This window comes from Streptococcus henryi DSM 19005 (genome assembly GCF_000376985.1).
GTDB classification, from domain to species: domain Bacteria; phylum Bacillota; class Bacilli; order Lactobacillales; family Streptococcaceae; genus Streptococcus; species Streptococcus henryi.
Window position 1 is genome coordinate 1 of sequence record NZ_AQYA01000018.1, and the last position, 17,661, is coordinate 17,661.

The following is a 17,661-nucleotide window of genomic DNA, read 5'->3' on the forward strand; positions in this document are numbered from 1 at the left end:
GGATGGAAGGCTGGTCGGCCAGTATGAGACTTTTCTTCCAGTAAAACATGATTAGGGATACTGTCCACGAAAAGACTGATGAGTCTAACTTCATGGTTCATGGGAATATCGTAAGCAAGATTTAGTTCCAAACTTAACTGATTTGTGTTATACTCTTTATACATAGTCATGGCTTTCTAATTGTTTTGTCGTTATTATAATTATAAACCATGACATAGGAAAACGAGCATCTCCAACTGCGGAAATGCCCGTTTTTTTTGTGTTCTGAAGCTAGTTTTTGCCCAGCCTCTTAATTTCTGGGATTGACTAAAGTACGACTATCTTTTCGATTGCTGAATTGTTTACGGTATTTGCTCGGTGTTGTTTGATAATATCGTTTGAATTGGCGATTGAAATTTGATAGATTATTGAAACCAATTCGATTAGCAATTTCTAAAACGGAATAACTAGTGTTGATTAGTAAGTCGCTGGCCTTATTTAAGCGAACTTGAATGACAAATTCAGTACAAGAGGTACCTGTATGTTGTTTAAAAACAGTCATAAAATGTGTTTTACTGTAACCAATAAAGTCTGCTAAATAGTCTATTGTCAAGTTCTTCTCGTAGTTTCTATTAATATAGTCAATCAACTCACGGATTTTTTCATTTTTACGGTAGGAATCATCAGTGTTTTTCTTAATGACGTAACGGTAGTAGTAGAGAAGATAAATTAGTTCATTCAGTTTTGCTTTTAGCAGAATTTCAAAGTGGCGGCCTTCATCTCGAGATAAGTCAAAAATCTCAAAAAGACAAGACTTTATCTCATCATAACCATCCATATTTGGTTTAATGCATGGAATAAATTTAAATGAGCTTGTTTGTAGAGGATGAAGGTAGCGTAAGCTAACTTGGTCAATTATAGAGTAACCAATCATATCTAGGTGGAACTGGAAGGTATCTGTGACATGATTTTTATTTTCAAGTGGATGAATAGAATGCATCCCATTAGGACGGATAAGAACAATATCACCAGGTTCACTATTGAAAAAATCATAATCAATATGGTAACGAGCGGATCCCTCGTAGACATAATTAATTTCTAACTCTGGGTGCCAATGAAAGAGGACATCTGGGCGCCCATTTTCAACAATCGTATTATAGAACAAGTAGGGGAGTAGGTGATCGTTCTCCTCAAACTCTTGTTTAAAGTCATTTGTTATCAATTTCATTACTAAAACCTCAACATGTTAAAATCATAGTTTAGTATTATTATAGCAAAAATCTTGAAAGTTTGTCAGTTTAAAATCAAAGTGATATTATATTAAATCCCAATGATTATTCTGTAGGACTTTATCCTTGATTATTGCAACTTGATTTTCAGAAGTAAGACTTTAGTATCAAGAGATGAGGTTAGTGTACGCAAACGATTGCATATTTTTTGAAAAGTGATATAATAAGAAACAGATTTATAAAAATGAGGTGACAATATGGCAAACGATACCTTGATGCAGGGATTTGAGTGGTATTTACCTGATGATGGTAACCACTGGAATAAGATATCTGAAATGGCACAGGAATTAGCAGAACTTGGTATCACAAAGATGTGGTTGCCACCAGCATTTAAGGGAACAAAAAGCAGTGATGTTGGATATGGCGTCTATGATATGTTTGATCTTGGTGAATTTAATCAAAAAGGTACTGTTCGAACTAAATATGGCTTCAAGGAAGACTATTTGAACTTGATAAATGTTTTGAAAAATAATGGTATCTCACCTATCGCTGATGTTGTTCTTAACCATAAGGCTAGCGCTGACGCAACTGAGGCTGTAGAGGTTGTTGAAGTTGATCCAACCGATCGTACGAAAGTCCTGTCCGAGCCTTTTGAAATTGAAGGGTGGACATATTTCAACTTCCCGGGCCGAAATAAAATTTACAACGACTTTGAGTGGCATTGGTATCATTTTACAGGTACAGACTTTGATGCACGAACTGGAAAGTCTGGTATCTATCAAATTCAAGGAGAGAATAAAGGGTGGGCTCAAGGTGATCTTGTCGATAAAGAAAATGGTAACTTTGACTACCTCATGTATGCAGATATTGATTTCAAACATCCCGAGGTCATTAAAAATATCTACGAGTGGGCACACTGGTTTGTGGATACTACAGGAATAGAAGGTTTTCGTCTGGATGCTGTTAAACATATTGATGCTTTCTTTATGAATAATTTTATTCGCGATATTAAAGATCGATACAGTCAGGATTTTTATGTATTTGGTGAATACTGGAATACTGAGCTAGATGATAATGTTCACTACCTAGATAATATTCATTATCGTTTTGATTTGATTGACACGCGCCTTCACATGAACCTTTATGAAGCTAGCCAACAAGGTGAATCATACGATTTAAGGAGAATTTTTGATGATACATTGGTCAAAAATTTCCCAGATTCTGCTGTTACATTTGTTGAAAATCATGATACTCAACGTGGTCAGGCCTTGCAATCAACAATCGAAGAATGGTTTAAACCAGCAGCTTATGCATCTATTCTTTTAAGAGAAAGTGGTCTGCCTTGTGTTTTTTATGGTGACTATGTCGGAATCGAAGGTGAATTTTCACAAATGAGTTTCAAGGAGGATTTAGATAAGTTGCTTGTTTTACGCAAAGAATGTGCCTATGGCGAGCAGGTTGACTATTTTGATCAAGCTAATTGTATTGGTTGGACACGATTGAATGAAGAAGGCTCACCACTCGCTGTTCTTATTAGTAATGCTGGCGATGCAACCAAGCGAATGTTTGTAGGAGAAAAATGGTCACACCAAACCTTTTATGATGCTATGGGGCGCTATGAAGATCGAATAATCATTGATGACGAAGGATGGGCAGACTTCCCAGTTGCTGCAGGCAGTCTCAGTGTTTGGATTGCTGAAGAGTAGTGGTGAAATAAAAAATATTTCTTATAAAGAGAGTGTTGAGTGTATAAAAAATAGGACCTGAGTCCTATTTTTTTATTATTCCCACTCTACAGTTGCAGGTGGTTTGCTTGTGATGTCGTAGACGATGCGGTTGACGTGGTCAACTTCGTTTACAATGCGGACTGAGATTTTTTGTAGGACATCCCATGGGAGTCTTGCAAAGTCAGCTGTCATGCCATCGATAGAAGTAATAGCACGGATAGCGATGGTGTAGTCATAAGTACGTCCATCACCCATAACACCGACTGAACGAACGCCTGTATTTACAGTGAAGTATTGCCATACATCGCGGTCAAGACCAGCTTTGGCGATTTCTTCGCGAAGAATAGCATCTGATTCACGGACGGTTTCTAGTTTCTCTTCAGTGATTTCACCCATAACACGGATAGCGAGTCCTGGTCCTGGGAATGGCTGACGCCAAACCACTTCATCAGGCATGCCAAGAGCAGTACCGAGGGCACGAACTTCATCTTTGAAGAGGGTATTAAGCGGTTCAATCAATTCAAATTGCATGTCTTCTGGAAGACCACCAACGTTGTGGTGTGATTTGATTGTTTGCGCTGTTTCAGTACCAGATTCGATAACGTCTGTGTAAAGTGTACCCTGGGCAAGGAAGTCTACACCTTTGAGTTTACTTGCTTCGTCATCGAAGACATAGACAAATTCGTTACCGATGATTTTACGTTTTTTCTCAGGGTCATCTACACCAGCGAGTAAGTCCAAGAAACGTTTTGAAGCATCAACTCGGATAATATTAAGTCCGAATTTTCCGCCAAGCATTTCCATAACTTGATCACCTTCATTTTTACGAAGAAGACCGTGGTCAACGAAGATACATGTCAACTGATCGCCGATGGCTTTTTGCAAAAGAACACCAACGACTGAAGAGTCAACACCCCCTGAGAGTCCAAGAAGAACTTTACGGTCGCCAACTTTTTCGCGGATTTTTTTAATTTCCATCTCAATGAAGTTATCCATTGACCAGTCACCAGCAGCGCCACAGATACCAAAAGCGAAGTTGCGCAAGATATCATTTCCGTATACAGAATGACGAACCTCTGGGTGGAATTGGATACCAAAGATTTTTTTGTCGGTGTTCTCGATAGCAGCATAAGGGCAATCTGCTGAATCCCCAACAAGATGGAATCCTTGAGGAATTTCAGTGACAGCATCACCATGGCTCATAAGAACTACTTGCTCTTGAGGTGTGTTTGCGAATAAAGCTGACTCAGAACGCAAGTTAAGAGTTGATTGGCCATATTCACTGTTACCGGTTTGACCTGCTGGTACAACTTTACCACCAAGTTTTTCAGTAAGCAACTGCATACCGTAACAAATTCCAAGAATTGGGATACCAAGCTCAAAAATCTCTTCATCGATACCGAAGGCATCTTCAGCATAAACTGAATTTGGACCGCCTGAAAGTACGATACCAATAGGATTGATGGCGCGAACTTCATCAGCAGTAATTCTGTGACTCTTGAGTTCAGAGAAAACACCAAACTCACGGATACGGCGAGCAATCAATTGGTTGTATTGGCTTCCATAATCCAAAACGATGATTTTTTGAACATCATTCAATGTAGCATTATCAGTCATTGTTGTCCTTTCTTTATATGAGTTAGACTAAAGCTAACAAGGTTTATTCTATTCTAGCATAAAATAAAACATTGTACAGTATAATATTATCATATTGAAGGAAATTTTGTTTCCAGCTGATTTTTGGTTTAGATTCATTTTTATGGTAAAATAAGTTATTAAACAATGTGACAAGGAGAAGGTTATGGTTCCAGCTTATATCAGAATTCATGACGCAATTAAACGACAGATTGATCAAGGTGTTTGGGAAATTGGTCAAAGACTGCCAAGCGAGCGGGATCTAGCTGATGATTATGAAGTTAGTAGGATGACTCTCCGTCAGGCAATTACCTTACTTGTTGAAGAAGGTATTTTAGAAAGACGTGTGGGTAGTGGTACCTATGTAGCTGGACATCGAGTTCAGGAAAAAATGCGTGGGACAACAAGTTTTACTGAAATCGTCAAATCACAAGGGAAAAAACCTTCGTCTAGTGTCATTTCCTATCAAAGAAAACTAGCAAATGATTCTGAAATGAAGCGATTAGGTTTAAAAGCTAGCGATTATGTTATTCGTATGGAACGTGTGAGATTCGCTGATGATATTCCCTTAGTTTTTGAGGTGGCAGCTATTCCAGAAAAACTCATTCGACATTTTAAACGTGAGGACATTACTAAACACTTCTTTAAAACTTTGACGGATAATGGTTATGAAATTGGAAAAAGTCAGCAGACAATCTATGCCAAAAATGCAAATGATCGAGTTGCTAAATATCTTTCTATTCCTAAAGGCCAAGCTGTTCTAGCCTTAACTCAAGTTTCCTACTTCGCAGATGGTATACCTTTTGAATACGTGCACAGCCAATATGTGGGAGACAGATTTGAGTTTTATCTAGAAAATAATTAATAGCGTTAAAACCAAAAGAAGCTCAGCTTTTTCTAGTAATAGAATAGTTGAACTTCTTTTTAGTTATCATTGCATCCAGAGGAAATCCATAAAGAGTGGCACCTGTTTTTCCCAATCAGCTTCCCTGTGCTGTCCGCCTTCTTGACAATAGACATGGCTAGTAGCTCCGCTATTTTCAAAGTAAGAGGCTATGCGCAAGTTAGCTTGTGCGGCAGTACCATCCCAACCTCCGCCTTCTTCAGTTCCCCAGGAGAGATAAATGCGGGTGTCACTGTCGATAGGAGTAGCAGCCAGGTCAGTGTCTAATTCATTTAGGATGGCTGAGGATAGGCAGGCTGCTTTTGAAAAAATATGGTTGTAGAGACCAGCAGCGTAGATAGACATGAGACCTCCCATGGACGAGCCTGCGATGCCAGTTGCTTGGCGAAATGGATAAGTGCGGTAAGTTTTATCTATATAAGGTTTTACCTCGTTTACAATCCAGTCCATGGTTTCTTGACCTCTCCCTTTGACAAAACCGCCAAAGAAATCTGAATTGATGTCATAGGGACTATATTCTGACAAGCGTTCATTTCCTTCATGACCGCATTCTAACCCAACAATAATCATTTGTTTGTTCCATGACTGCATAAAGTCATAGAGGCCCCAAGATTTGCCATAGGTCGCGTCTTGATTGAAGAAGAGGTTGTGCCCATCGAAGAAGTACATGACGGGATAGCGCTCCTCGGATTCGTAGTAATTATCTGGCAGATAGATGTGGAGTTGTCGCGTTTTGTCGAGAGCTGTAAAATTCATATCGTGTTTAATAAGCATGGCATTTTCCCTTTCATAATCTTATGTTCATTATATACGATATCGGACCAAAAGACGACTGTTTGTGACTTTTTCTTAACCTGAATGATAGTCAATTTCTCTAGACTTTATGTGCTCTGCTTTGATTCAAGATTATTGATACAATCCTTTTTTGATACTATTAATTAATGAGAAAATATGGTAAAATGTAGGTTATGGAGATTGAAAAAACCAATCGTATGAATGCTCTTTTCGAGTTCTACGCAGCGCTATTGACCGACAAACAAATGAACTACATCGAGCTATACTATGCTGATGATTACAGCTTGGCTGAGATTGCAGAGGAGTTTGGTGTCAGTCGCCAAGCAGTTTATGATAATATTAAGCGAACTGAAAAAATTCTTGAAGCGTACGAGATGAAATTGCATATGTACTCAGATTATATCGTTCGTAGTGAGATTTTCGATGAATTGATTGAAAAATATTCAGATGATACATTTTTGCAAGAAAAATTATCTATTTTAATGAGTATTGATAATCGAGATTAAAATGATTTATAAGAAATACAGGGAGTAAAAATGGCTTTTGAAAGTTTAACTGAACGTCTACAGGGCGTCTTTAAAAATCTACGTGGTAAGAAAAAACTGTCTGAAAAAGATGTTCAAGAAGTAACGAAAGAGATTCGTCTTGCCCTTCTTGAAGCTGACGTTGCCTTGCCTGTTGTTAAAACATTTATCAAGCGTGTGCGTGAACGCGCCATTGGGCATGAAATCATTGATACACTTGACCCGACACAACAAATTGTTAAAATCGTCAATGAAGAACTGACAGAGATTCTTGGATCTGAAACTGCTGAGATTGAAAAATCGCCTAAGATTCCAACAATCATTATGATGGCTGGTCTTCAAGGTGCTGGTAAGACAACCTTTGCAGGTAAGTTGGCTAATAAACTTATCAAGGAAGAAAATGCACGTCCTATGATGATTGCGGCCGATATTTATCGTCCTGCAGCCATTGACCAATTGAAAACCTTGGGTCAACAAATCAACGTGCCAGTCTTTGATATGGGAACAGACCATTCAGCAGTTGAAATCGTTGCAAACGGGCTAGCGCAGGCGCGTGAGAATCGCAATGACTATGTCTTGATTGATACTGCCGGTCGTCTGCAAATCGATGAAAAACTCATGGAAGAGCTCCGCGATGTCAAAGCATTGGCTCAGCCAAATGAAATCTTGCTTGTCATCGATAGTATGATTGGTCAAGAAGCGGCTAATGTCGCAGATGAATTTAACAAACAACTTGATATCACCGGGGTCGTCCTTACTAAAATTGATGGGGACACGCGTGGTGGTGCGGCTCTATCTGTTCGTGAAATCACTGGCAAACCAATCAAATTCACTGGTACAGGTGAAAAGATTACTGACATTGAGACCTTCCACCCAGACCGTATGTCTAGCCGTATCTTGGGCATGGGTGACCTCTTAACACTTATCGAGAAAGCCTCTCAAGAATACGATGCGCAAAAATCAGCAGAGCTTGCTGAAAAAATGCGCGAGAACACCTTTGACTTCAATGACTTCATTGACCAGTTAGACCAGGTTCAAAATATGGGGCCAATGGAAGATCTGCTCAAGATGATTCCAGGTATGGCGAACAACCCAGCCCTTAAAAACTTTAAGGTTGATGAACGTGAAATTGCCCGTAAGCGTGCTATTGTATCTTCTATGACTCCTCAAGAACGTGAAAATCCAGATTTGCTAAATCCAAGCCGTCGCCGTCGTATTGCTGCCGGTTCTGGAAATAGCTTTGTTGATGTTAATAAATTCATCAAAGATTTTAACCAAGCTAAGAGCATGATGCAGGGTGTTATGTCTGGTGATATGGACAAGATGATGCGTCAAATGGGTGTTAATCCAAATGCTATGCCTAAAAATATGCCAAACCTAGATGGTATGGATATGTCCGCTCTTGAAGGGATGATGGGACAAGGTGGCATGCCTGACATGTCAGCCCTTGGAGGAGCAGGAATGCCAGATATGAGCCAAATGTTTGGTGGAGGCCTCAAAGGTAAAGTTGGTGAATTTGCTATGAAACAATCTATGAAACGCATGGCCAATAAAATGAAAAAAGCTAAGAAGAAGAGAAAATAAGAAGTTCTCTTAATAAATCTAAGCTTAGAGAAGAATCTTTAAAAAGTTTACGTAATGAAAATTATGTAAACTTTTTTGTCTTTCCAAAATATTTTCAGTTATTTACTAATTCTTTATATAAACAGACTATCAAGCCTCCTAATTAGTATACATAAATAAATTTATGTATTTGTGTAGTTTCTTAATTATAATCATTATAAACACTTTCTTATTTAGAATGATTATAATATAATAGAAGTATGAAAGAGGTGAAGTAGGATGTCAAACTTCAAAAAATTACTTACAACTCTAACTATTGCACTATGTGCATTGGTTATTAATTTTATTCTTCATAAACCAGATTTGGCCTACATTCTAGTGGCTATTGCCGGCGGTATTATGTCTTTATCAATGCTTATCGATATGATTAAGACTTTAAAATCTGGTCAGTACGGTGTTGATATTCTAGCTATTTCAGCTATTATTGCTACCTTACTTGTTGGTGATTATTGGGCTAGTCTTATGATTCTCATCATGCTTACAGGTGGGGAAAGTCTTGAAGATTATGCCAGTAAACAGGCCAGTCGTGAATTACGAAGTCTTCTTGATAATAGTCCCAAAATTGCACATCGCTTGATTGGACACGAGTTGGAAGATGTTCCTGTTGAAGCTTTAAAAATTGGTGATGTAGTCGTCGTTAGACCTGATGAGATGGTGCCAGTAGATGGACGTATTTTACGTGGAGAATCTGATTTTAATGAAGCCTCACTGACTGGTGAATCTAAACCAATTGAAAAGAAGGTTGGAGATAATATTTTATCTGGTTCTATGAATGGTTCAAATTCTATCCAATTTGAAGTTACTTCACTGGCTGAAGATAGTCAATACCAACAATTGGTGAGATTGGTAAAAGAGTCAACTTCAAATCCTGCACCATTTGTTAGACTTGCTGATCGCTATTCAATTCCTTTTACAGTCATTGCTTATGTAATCGGTGGATTTGCTTGGTTTATCTCAAAAGATCCAGTGCGTTTTGCTCAAGTCCTTGTTGTAGCTTCGCCATGTCCCCTAATATTAGCAGCCCCTGTAGCACTGGTTGCTGGCATGAGTCAAGCATCAAAGAACGGGATTATTATTAGAACAGGGACAACTCTAGAAAAGTTGTCTGGTGTAAAATCTGTAGCTTTTGATAAGACGGGTACTATCACACAAGGAAACCTTGCTGTCAATCAAATCATCGCAGTTGAAGGGACCACTGAAGAAGAACTCATTCAGCTTGCAGCAAGTCTTGAACAAAATTCATCGCATATCTTAGCGCGTTCACTTGTACAATACGCTAAAAGTAAAGGTATTACATTTTTACCTGTCACATCAGCAACTGAAGTAACTGCTCAAGGAATCATAGGAAAGATTTCTGGTAATGAAGTCTCAGCGGGCAAACCGAGCCTTATCAAAAATTTTAGTTCTGAAAATCTATCAAAAGAAACTAGCATTTATGTTGGTAAAAACGATCATCTACTTGGATATATTACTTTTAAGGACTCCGTTCGACCTGAAGCCAAGGAAACAATGCAAAAACTCCAACAAATGGATGTTAAAAACCTAGTTATGCTCACTGGAGATAAAGATTCAGTCGCTAAGGAAATAGCAGAGCAGGTTGGTATTAATAAAGTCTTCGCAGATTGCTTACCGCAGGATAAAATTAAGCACTTAAAGGATATTGAAATCCAAGATGGACCAGTTTTAATGGTGGGAGATGGTGTAAATGATGCCCCAGCCCTTGTAACCGCAGATGTCGGAATTGCTATGGGCGCTCATGGATCAACAGCAGCAAGTGAGAACGCAGATGTTGTCATCATGAAAGATGATTTGAGTAAGGTTGCGCAAGTTATTGCTATTGCAAAACACACCATGAAAATCGCTAAACAATCTGTTTTAATTGGTTTATTTGTTTGTTTAGTGCTGATGGTCATTGCAGCAACAGGTGTCATCCCAACTTTATTAGGAGCTATGCTTCAAGAAGTTGTTGATACTGTTTCAATTCTCTCAGCATTACGAGCACGTAAGAATGTGTAAAATGTTGCTTGAGATTCAATTTTGAATTTTAAAAGGATATGGAATTTTGGTTTTAACTGTGTTATTCTAAAATAGTCGAAAATACTGGTATAACGCGTTCAACGTTTGGGTGAATTCATTACGTAAAACCAGTAACTGTCAAAATATTTTTAGAAAGCAATTGAAAAAGTAAGAAATCTTATGTACAAAAAACTAACTTTCCCAATCTTTTTAGAATTCATTGAAATAAAAACTAAAATTACTTGGTTTTTTCCTATGATTACAGCTTTGTTGTGGGCTCTTTATAGTAATCATCCCATTAATGGAATAAATACGTTACTATTTATCATTGCCAGTTTTCTAGTTGATATGTCAACGACGGCTGTCAACAATGTTGTTGATTACAAAACAGCTCTGGATGAAGAATATAAATTTTCCCATAATCTGATTGGCAAATACCAGCTAGATGCAAACCTGCTCACTAAAATTATTTATCTTATTTTGAGTCTAGCTAGTCTTTTATCACTCATTTTGTTGTTTCGCACGGACTGGTTACTTTTCCCATTCGGTGCAGCATGTTTTATCATTGCCATTTTTTATACTTATGGTCCAATACCAATTTCTCGTTTTCCTCTTGGTGAGGTTTTCTCAGGACTAACAGAAGGATTTGGGATTTTCTTCTTAACTCTTTACATCCAGGACCCAAGTCTCTATGCACAATCATTCTGGAATCCCAATCAAATTGCTATCTTAATTCAACCACAAGGAGTTATCACAGCGATTCTTCTCAGCATACCTTTTGTAGCTCTAACAGCAAATATCATGCTAGCTAACAATATCTGTGACTTAGAACAAGATATCAATAACCGCCGTTTTACCTTGGTCTACTATTTAGGAAGAGACTTATCATTAAAATTGTTCCAAGTTATAGCAGTAGTACCTTGGCTAATGCTGATTCTTTATCCTTTGTTTGGTTATCTGCATTATATCACTCTAATTGGACTATTGGGCTTTCCGATATCACTCAAAAGCATGACAACATTTGTTTCAAAACCAGAAAAGCGGACAACCTTCATTGAATCCATCAAGTCATACGTTTTATTTGCTCTTGTTTATTTGCTAATTTTAGTGATTAATATCTCGATAAAATAATTAAAGATGATTTACACAGATAAGTTTACATAAATTTATTTATGTAAACTTATCTGTTTTTCGAAATATGATAGCATAAAGAAAGTTTACCGAAAAAATATCAGGAAAATAGATTAGTACATGGAATAAGAAAGTAAAGATGATAAGATACATAGAAAAGCTAAAGTTAGTTAAGAATCCAAAGAATTCATAAAATAATTTGTAAGGACAAAGAAAACAAGAATTTGCAGATGAAACTGCATAAAGAATTAAAGAAAGAAAAAAATAACTAATGAATTATTTTTGATTCAGATGAGTTAGCATGTATGAAAATAAAAATATTAATATTTTTATTAATATTGGAGAAGGATTTGCAGTCTGAGATGCTGAAGATTTTATTTTCAAGTTAGTTTAGTTACGGCTCATTTAGTTTTTCATTTTAAACTTAAAACTTAAAACAAGTTATCAATGCTATATGGAAATGGGGATAAAGTTTCCATGAACATCTTTCCGAAAAACTATAATTTTCTTGAAATATATATAAGGGTGTGATATACTTCTATTATAGAATATTATGGAGAAAACGACTGATGAGACGTGAATTACTGTTAGAAAAAATTGATGAATTAAAAGAAATCATGCCGTGGTATGTCATCGACTACTATCAATCTAAACTTTCTGTCCCCTATAGTTTTACAACTTTATACGAATACTTCAAGGAATATAGACGATTTTTTGAATGGCTGATTGATGCTGATATCGCAAATGTTTCAAAAATTGCTGATATAGATCTTGCTGTGTTGGAAAATTTATCTAAAAAAGATATGGAATCCTTTATACTTTATCTACGTGAGCGTCCCTTACTAAATGCCAATTCGACTCAAAATGGGGTCTCTCAAACGACCATAAATCGGACATTATCAGCGCTGTCAAGTCTTTTTAAGTATTTGACCGAGGAAGTTGAAGACAAAGATGGTGAACCCTACTTCTATCGAAATGTTATGAAGAAAGTTTCAACTAAGAAGAAAAAGGAAACTTTAGCAGCTAGGGCAGAAAACATTAAGAAAAAGCTCTTCTTAGGTGATGAAAGCATGGAGTTTTTAGAATATGTAGATTGTGAATATGAGAACAAACTTTCTAATCGTGCTAAATCATCATTTTATAAGAATAAAGAGCGTGATTTAGCTATTTTAGCTTTGCTACTAGCTTCTGGCGTTCGTTTATCTGAAGCTGTTAATCTTGATCTGAGAGACGTAAATTTAAATATGATGGTTATTGACGTTATCCGAAAAGGTGGCAAACGAGATTCAGTTAATATTGCTGGATTTGCTAAGCCTTATCTTGAAAACTACCTGTCTATACGCCAAGCTAGATATAAGGCAGAAAAGCAGGATGTAGCCTTCTTCTTATCTGAATATCGCGGTGTTCCCAATCGTATGGATGCTTCCAGCATTGAAAAAATGGTTGGAAAATACTCTGCTGATTTTAAAATCCGTGTAACACCCCACAAACTTCGTCATACACTTGCTACTAGGCTCTATGATGCCACTAAATCGCAAGTTCTAGTTAGCCACCAATTGGGCCATGCCAACACCCAAGTAACTGACTTATATACCCATATCGTTAACGATGAACAAAGAAATGCGTTAGATAAACTATAAAGAACCTTAGGTAGATAACATAAATTTAATTATGCAAACTACTAAAGGTTCTTTTCCTATATTAGTGTTAATCTTTAAAAATCGTAACACAGGTTCCCTGGTCAATTTGACTATCAACCTTTATAGATAGGTTTAGTTGATCGAGTATTTGTTTAGTCATGTAAAGACCTAATCCAGTGGCTTTTTGGTGCTCATGCCCATTAAAACCAGTAAACCCCTCATCAAAAAGTCGCGGCAAATCTTCAGGTAGTATTCCAATACCGTTATCTAGTATTTTAATACTAGAGGTATCCATAATAACTTTGATCTCACTTCCGTCTCTTGAATACTTAACTGCATTATCAAGGATTTGGGAAATAGCAAAGCTAAGCCATTTTTTATCGCTTTTAAGCTGCCAGTTACCTTCGATGTTGACAGAGAGTTCTTTAGCTAGAAAAGCTACGCGATATTTCTTAACCAAGTCAGTTACTATTGATTTAACATCACAGATTTCAAAGCGATAATCATCTTTATTTTGACTGAATTTCATATAAGTTAGGAGAATATCTAAATAGTTTTGCAATCGGCTGAGCTGTTGCTGAACTTCTTTTTTATCCAAATTATCTGTTTGAACCATAAGAGATAATGCAGAAAGTGGTACCTTCATTTGATGAGACCACATCTTAATAAGTGATTGCAGGTTTTCTAACTGACTTTTAGACACTAATGCTTGCGCTGCTTCTTCTTTGACTAGATTTTCGATAACTCCTTGATAGGCTTCCTCAGTGGGTGACTTTAAACTATCAATCTCCTCTAAATATTTGAAATAATTTAGTAAAGTCATTTTTCTCTTGAACTGAGTAAATTTCCAAATGCTGATGAGAAGTAAAATTGTGACATTTAAGGAACTAGTTATAAAAAAATAGTTGAGTGGCAGTTTGTAAAGACAAAAATTGACTAAAAACATAACCCACATGAAAAAATAGAGATAATACCAAAAGCGATATTCTTTTAAAAACTTCCAAATCATTTGAGTAAATAGCCAACTCCTCTCACGGTATGAATACGGTCAAAGCCCAGGGGCTGAACTTTTTTACGAAGTCTTGTCATATTGACACTAAGCGTATTTTGATCAATAAAACTTTCATTTTCCCAAAGTTTTTCAAGTAATTCTTCTTTGGTGACAACTTGATTTTGATGTGTAAAAAGAATGGTTAGAATCTTATTCTCAGTGGGTGATAAGGCTATCTGTTCTTTTCCGTTTGATAGCACGCCTTCACGAGATAGTGTGAATTGATCAATTTGATAAGTATCATTGGTAAATTGGTGTACACGTCTCAAAAAGGCTGATATTTTTGCGTCTAAGATGGTTAGTGAAAAAGGTTTGGAAATGAAATCATCTCCTCCCATATCTAGAGCCATGACCATATCCATTTCATCATCGCTAGAGGAAATAAAAATAATGGGCATAGTCTGAGACTTACGAATCTCAGTTGTCCAATAGAAACCATTGAAATAGGGTAAGGTGATGTCCATGAGAACTAAATCTGGATTAACTTCTTCTACTTCTTGTTTAATGGCACGAAAATTGCTGACGCTAAAAACATCGTAAGTTTGGGATAAATGATTTTTTAAAAGAGTGACGATGGTTTGATCGTCTTCTACAATGAAAATTTTACCGTGTTTATTCATGGTTTTATTGTATCAAAAAAGTGGCGATTTTTCGCCACACAATTTACCTTTCAATAATCTTGTAGTAAGTTTTGCTTGTTATTTTATAAATAAGGAAATAAATCATCATTATCACAATGATAGAAATTGCACTGACGCTATAAATAAGCGAGTTATCCATTACTCCAAATAATAATAGCATTTGTTTGAGCATTGTTAATGCTGCAAGGAAATGAATTATAGCCATAACAATTGGCATGAAGAAGACTAAAATCACCTGTGAATTGATTGTCTTTTTAACCTGTGACTTATCCATTCCCACCTCTTGGAGGATAGTGTATGATTTTTTATCTTCGTGTCCTTCAGAATACTGTTTGTAATAAATGATGAGGGCTGCACCTAGCAGAAAGCTAATTCCTAGCAAGAAGCCTGTGAAGAGGAAACCACCATACATTGTGACAACTTCTTCCTTAGTGTCCTTCTCGTTACTCAATCTACCAATTATTTCTCCATTGCTATCACGCAAATAATTTCCAGAAGCTATATCAAGTGAATGATTAAGTTTTTTAAATTCTCCAGTAGAGAGTTCTATAAAGTTTGTAATATTTACAGGGTCATAGTTCTCTGAATAGGTATAAGCTAGATGAGTTATTATTTCGTTAAAAACTGTATCGTTACTAACAACCAGCGCGGCTGAATTGTAGGTTTGTAAAGCTTCAGGGAAATTGTCAATATTTCCGTTCTTGATGTTATCCAATTTCAGACCTTGAATATCTAAACTTTCAAGTTTAGCATCGTTATCCATGTAAAGGGCTGTTTGTTTTTGAGCTAGTTGCGGTACGTCATTTCCCAATTTTCGATAGTCTTCTTGGGTAATAATGTAGACGTTAACCAAAGTTTTAAGCTGATCTGCTGTAAAAAGTTCCTGATTTTCTTTGATTATCGCTTGAGTGACACTAGCAAGTGGCAAGTTAGCAAAAAGTGCTGTTTTGTAGGATGTAACATCTTTATTGGGAAGTCTAGCTTCTTTTAAAATTGTTTCTTCTAAAGCTGTTTCAGTATCTTTGTCAGAAGCATCGAAAAGTGTGATGTTAGTATTTTTAGGAAACAGTGCTGAAACTAACTGGGAACTTCCTGTATAGAGGGAACTTGTTGTTGCTATGGTAACAAAGGCCATAACGGCTAAAAGTGTGATATTTGCCAGACCTACAGCATTTTGCTTCATTCTAAAAATCATTTGTGATACGGTAATGAAATGCTCAGGTTGATAAAAATATTTTTTGTTTTTACGTCGACGTTTGAGATACCAAGTAATAAAGCTAATATAAAAAAGATAGGTCCCAGCAATGACAAATAGAACAGCGATAAAGAATCGAAATAGTACAAGAACGGCATCAATTTTTGATGAGGATAGCGATAAATAGTAGCCAAAACCGATCGAAGCTATTCCGAGTAAGGCAAAAATAATGTTTCCTCTAGGCTCCTTCTCTCCAGCTTTGCTATCTGCAAAAAGAGCTAAGGGTGATAATTTCCCAATTTTTCTGAGACCAGCTATTTCTAAAAATAGAAAAATGAAGGCATAGATAACAATATTACTAGCAAATGCCAATGGAGTTAGTGTTAGAACTAGCTTATCGGAATGAATTAGTCGTGCGAATATGAGATAGAAGAAATTTGAAAAAACAGCGCATAGGATACTTCCAACAAATGCTGTGACAAGGAATATGAGGAAAAGTTCAATTGTAGCAACAAGACCAACTTTCCTTTTATTCATTCCAAGTATATTGTAGAGTCCAAACTCTTTACTACGCTGTTTGAGCAGAAAATTATAGCTATAGAGTGACATAATAACTGCAAAAATAACAAGAACGATAATTGCAAGATTAAGTGTCATTATGCCATATTGCATGTTCTCACTAGACATTGGACTATTTAAGATAACCAAGGTAGATCCTGTCAGGATAAAAAGTACCAAATTTGCTAGTAGAAAAGGTGCAAAAACATTAAAAGATTGCTTGATGTTATTGATGGCTAGTTTAAGATAAAACATCCTAGTCACCTCCCAACAAGCTTGTCATAGCAAGGGAGATATCTTTATTAAACTCTTGGTTGTCTTTATTTCCTCTGTAAAGTTGGTGAAAAATTCGCCCATCTTTGATAAAGAGCACGCGCTTAGCATGACTGGCAGCGTTGGCTGAGTGGGTTACCATGAGAATGGTCTGCCCTTCTTTGTTGATTTCTTCAAAGAGAGTTAGTAAATCTTCTGAATTTCGGTAATCCAGCGCAGCTGTGGGCTCATCGGCTAAAAGTATCTGTGGTTTAGTGATGAGACTACGTGCAATGGCAACGCGCTGCTTTTGGCCCCCGGAAAGCTCAAAAGGTCTTTTGTTGAGCAAGTCACCGATACCCAGTTTAGGTGCAAGTTCTTGAAGGCGGCTATCCATCTCGGCATAGTTCTTTCGGTCTAGGACCAGGGGTAGAAAGATATTGTCGCGGATATTCAGGGTGTCCAAGAGATTAAAGTCTTGAAAGACAAATCCTAAATTTTTAAGGCGAAATTCTGCCAAACTGCTTTCTTTGATTTTGGTGATGTCCTGACCGTTTAAGATAACAGTCCCTTTGGTTGGCTTGTCCAAGGTTGCTAAGATATTGAGGAGGGTGGTTTTACCTGAACCAGATTCTCCCATGATTGCAATAAACTCGCCCTGATCAACTTTAAAGTCAACATCTTGCAGAGCGTGTGTCACTTCTTTTGAAAAGCGCGTGCGATAGTCTTTTTCTAAGTGATTGATTTCTAGTAACATAGTG

14 protein-coding genes and 1 pseudogene are annotated in these 17,661 nt (G+C 36.8%); 7 read left to right on the forward strand and 8 right to left on the reverse strand.

The window, feature by feature from the left end; genetic code table 11:
- Together F601_RS13015 and F601_RS0100975 are read right to left on the reverse strand one after the other, a co-directional pair.
- Nucleotides 1-164, reverse strand: a pseudogene (locus F601_RS13015) (IS1182-like element IS1182 family transposase); the annotation flags it as partial.
- A 125-nt stretch (nt 165-289) separates the two neighbouring features.
- Nucleotides 290-1,207, reverse strand: coding sequence for a helix-turn-helix domain-containing protein (locus F601_RS0100975; protein WP_018163808.1), 918 nt, complete (start codon nt 1,205-1,207; stop codon nt 290-292).
- A 258-nt stretch (nt 1,208-1,465) separates the two neighbouring features.
- Between F601_RS0100975 and F601_RS0100980 the strand changes: the two genes are divergently transcribed.
- Nucleotides 1,466-2,914: an alpha-amylase gene (locus F601_RS0100980; protein ID WP_018163809.1), complete on the forward strand. Its 1,449-nt coding sequence runs from the start codon at nt 1,466-1,468 to the stop codon at nt 2,912-2,914.
- Nucleotides 2,915-2,989: 75 nt separating this feature from the next.
- Here F601_RS0100980 and guaA read toward each other — a convergent pair whose 3' ends face one another.
- The gene (guaA, locus tag F601_RS0100985) at nt 2,990-4,552 is read right to left on the reverse strand and encodes a glutamine-hydrolyzing GMP synthase (protein ID WP_018163810.1); all 1,563 of its coding nucleotides are present in this window, start codon (nt 4,550-4,552) and stop codon (nt 2,990-2,992) included.
- A 184-nt stretch (nt 4,553-4,736) separates the two neighbouring features.
- Between guaA and F601_RS0100990 the strand changes: the two genes are divergently transcribed.
- On the forward strand, nt 4,737-5,435 hold the full coding sequence (locus F601_RS0100990) for a GntR family transcriptional regulator (protein WP_018163811.1): 699 nt from the start codon (nt 4,737-4,739) through the stop codon (nt 5,433-5,435).
- Nucleotides 5,436-5,501: 66 nt separating this feature from the next.
- Here F601_RS0100990 and F601_RS0100995 read toward each other — a convergent pair whose 3' ends face one another.
- Nucleotides 5,502-6,248 carry an alpha/beta hydrolase gene (locus F601_RS0100995; protein WP_026183046.1) on the reverse strand — a complete coding sequence of 249 codons (747 nt, stop codon included), beginning with the start codon at nt 6,246-6,248 and terminating at the stop codon, nt 5,502-5,504.
- A 194-nt stretch (nt 6,249-6,442) separates the two neighbouring features.
- Here F601_RS0100995 and F601_RS0101000 point away from each other — a divergent pair, with 194 nt between their 5' ends.
- From F601_RS0101000 to xerS, 5 genes are all read left to right on the forward strand, one after another.
- Complete coding sequence (locus tag F601_RS0101000; RefSeq protein ID WP_018163813.1) at nt 6,443-6,775, forward strand: putative DNA-binding protein; 333 nt, start codon at nt 6,443-6,445, stop codon at nt 6,773-6,775.
- Nucleotides 6,776-6,805: 30 nt separating this feature from the next.
- On the forward strand, nt 6,806-8,377 hold the full coding sequence (ffh, locus tag F601_RS0101005) for a signal recognition particle protein (RefSeq protein WP_018163814.1): 1,572 nt from the start codon (nt 6,806-6,808) through the stop codon (nt 8,375-8,377).
- A gap of 258 nt (nt 8,378-8,635) precedes the next feature.
- Nucleotides 8,636-10,432: a heavy metal translocating P-type ATPase gene (locus F601_RS0101010; RefSeq protein WP_018163815.1), complete on the forward strand. Its 1,797-nt coding sequence runs from the start codon at nt 8,636-8,638 to the stop codon at nt 10,430-10,432.
- Nucleotides 10,433-10,612: 180 nt separating this feature from the next.
- Nucleotides 10,613-11,563, forward strand: coding sequence for a UbiA family prenyltransferase (locus tag F601_RS0101015; protein ID WP_018163816.1), 951 nt, complete (start codon nt 10,613-10,615; stop codon nt 11,561-11,563).
- Between the two features lie 569 nt (nt 11,564-12,132).
- Nucleotides 12,133-13,203 carry a tyrosine recombinase XerS gene (xerS, locus tag F601_RS0101020; RefSeq protein WP_018163817.1) on the forward strand — a complete coding sequence of 357 codons (1,071 nt, stop codon included), beginning with the start codon at nt 12,133-12,135 and terminating at the stop codon, nt 13,201-13,203.
- A 67-nt stretch (nt 13,204-13,270) separates the two neighbouring features.
- Here the strand turns inward: xerS and F601_RS0101025 are convergent, their stop codons facing one another.
- The 4 genes from F601_RS0101025 to F601_RS0101040 are packed head-to-tail and all read right to left on the reverse strand — an operon-like array spanning nt 13,271 to nt 17,657.
- Entirely contained in the window at nt 13,271-14,212 is a 942-nt protein-coding gene (locus F601_RS0101025; protein WP_018163818.1) for a sensor histidine kinase, read from the reverse strand.
- Nucleotides 14,209-14,874 carry a response regulator transcription factor gene (locus F601_RS0101030; protein WP_018163819.1) on the reverse strand — a complete coding sequence of 222 codons (666 nt, stop codon included), beginning with the start codon at nt 14,872-14,874 and terminating at the stop codon, nt 14,209-14,211. Before F601_RS0101030 ends, F601_RS0101025 begins: the two co-directional genes overlap by 4 nt.
- A gap of 43 nt (nt 14,875-14,917) precedes the next feature.
- On the reverse strand, nt 14,918-16,903 hold the full coding sequence (locus tag F601_RS0101035) for an ABC transporter permease (RefSeq protein WP_018163820.1): 1,986 nt from the start codon (nt 16,901-16,903) through the stop codon (nt 14,918-14,920).
- A 1-nt stretch (nt 16,904) separates the two neighbouring features.
- Entirely contained in the window at nt 16,905-17,657 is a 753-nt protein-coding gene (locus F601_RS0101040) for an ABC transporter ATP-binding protein (RefSeq protein WP_018163821.1), read from the reverse strand.
- Between the last annotated feature and the right edge of the window lie 4 nt (nt 17,658-17,661).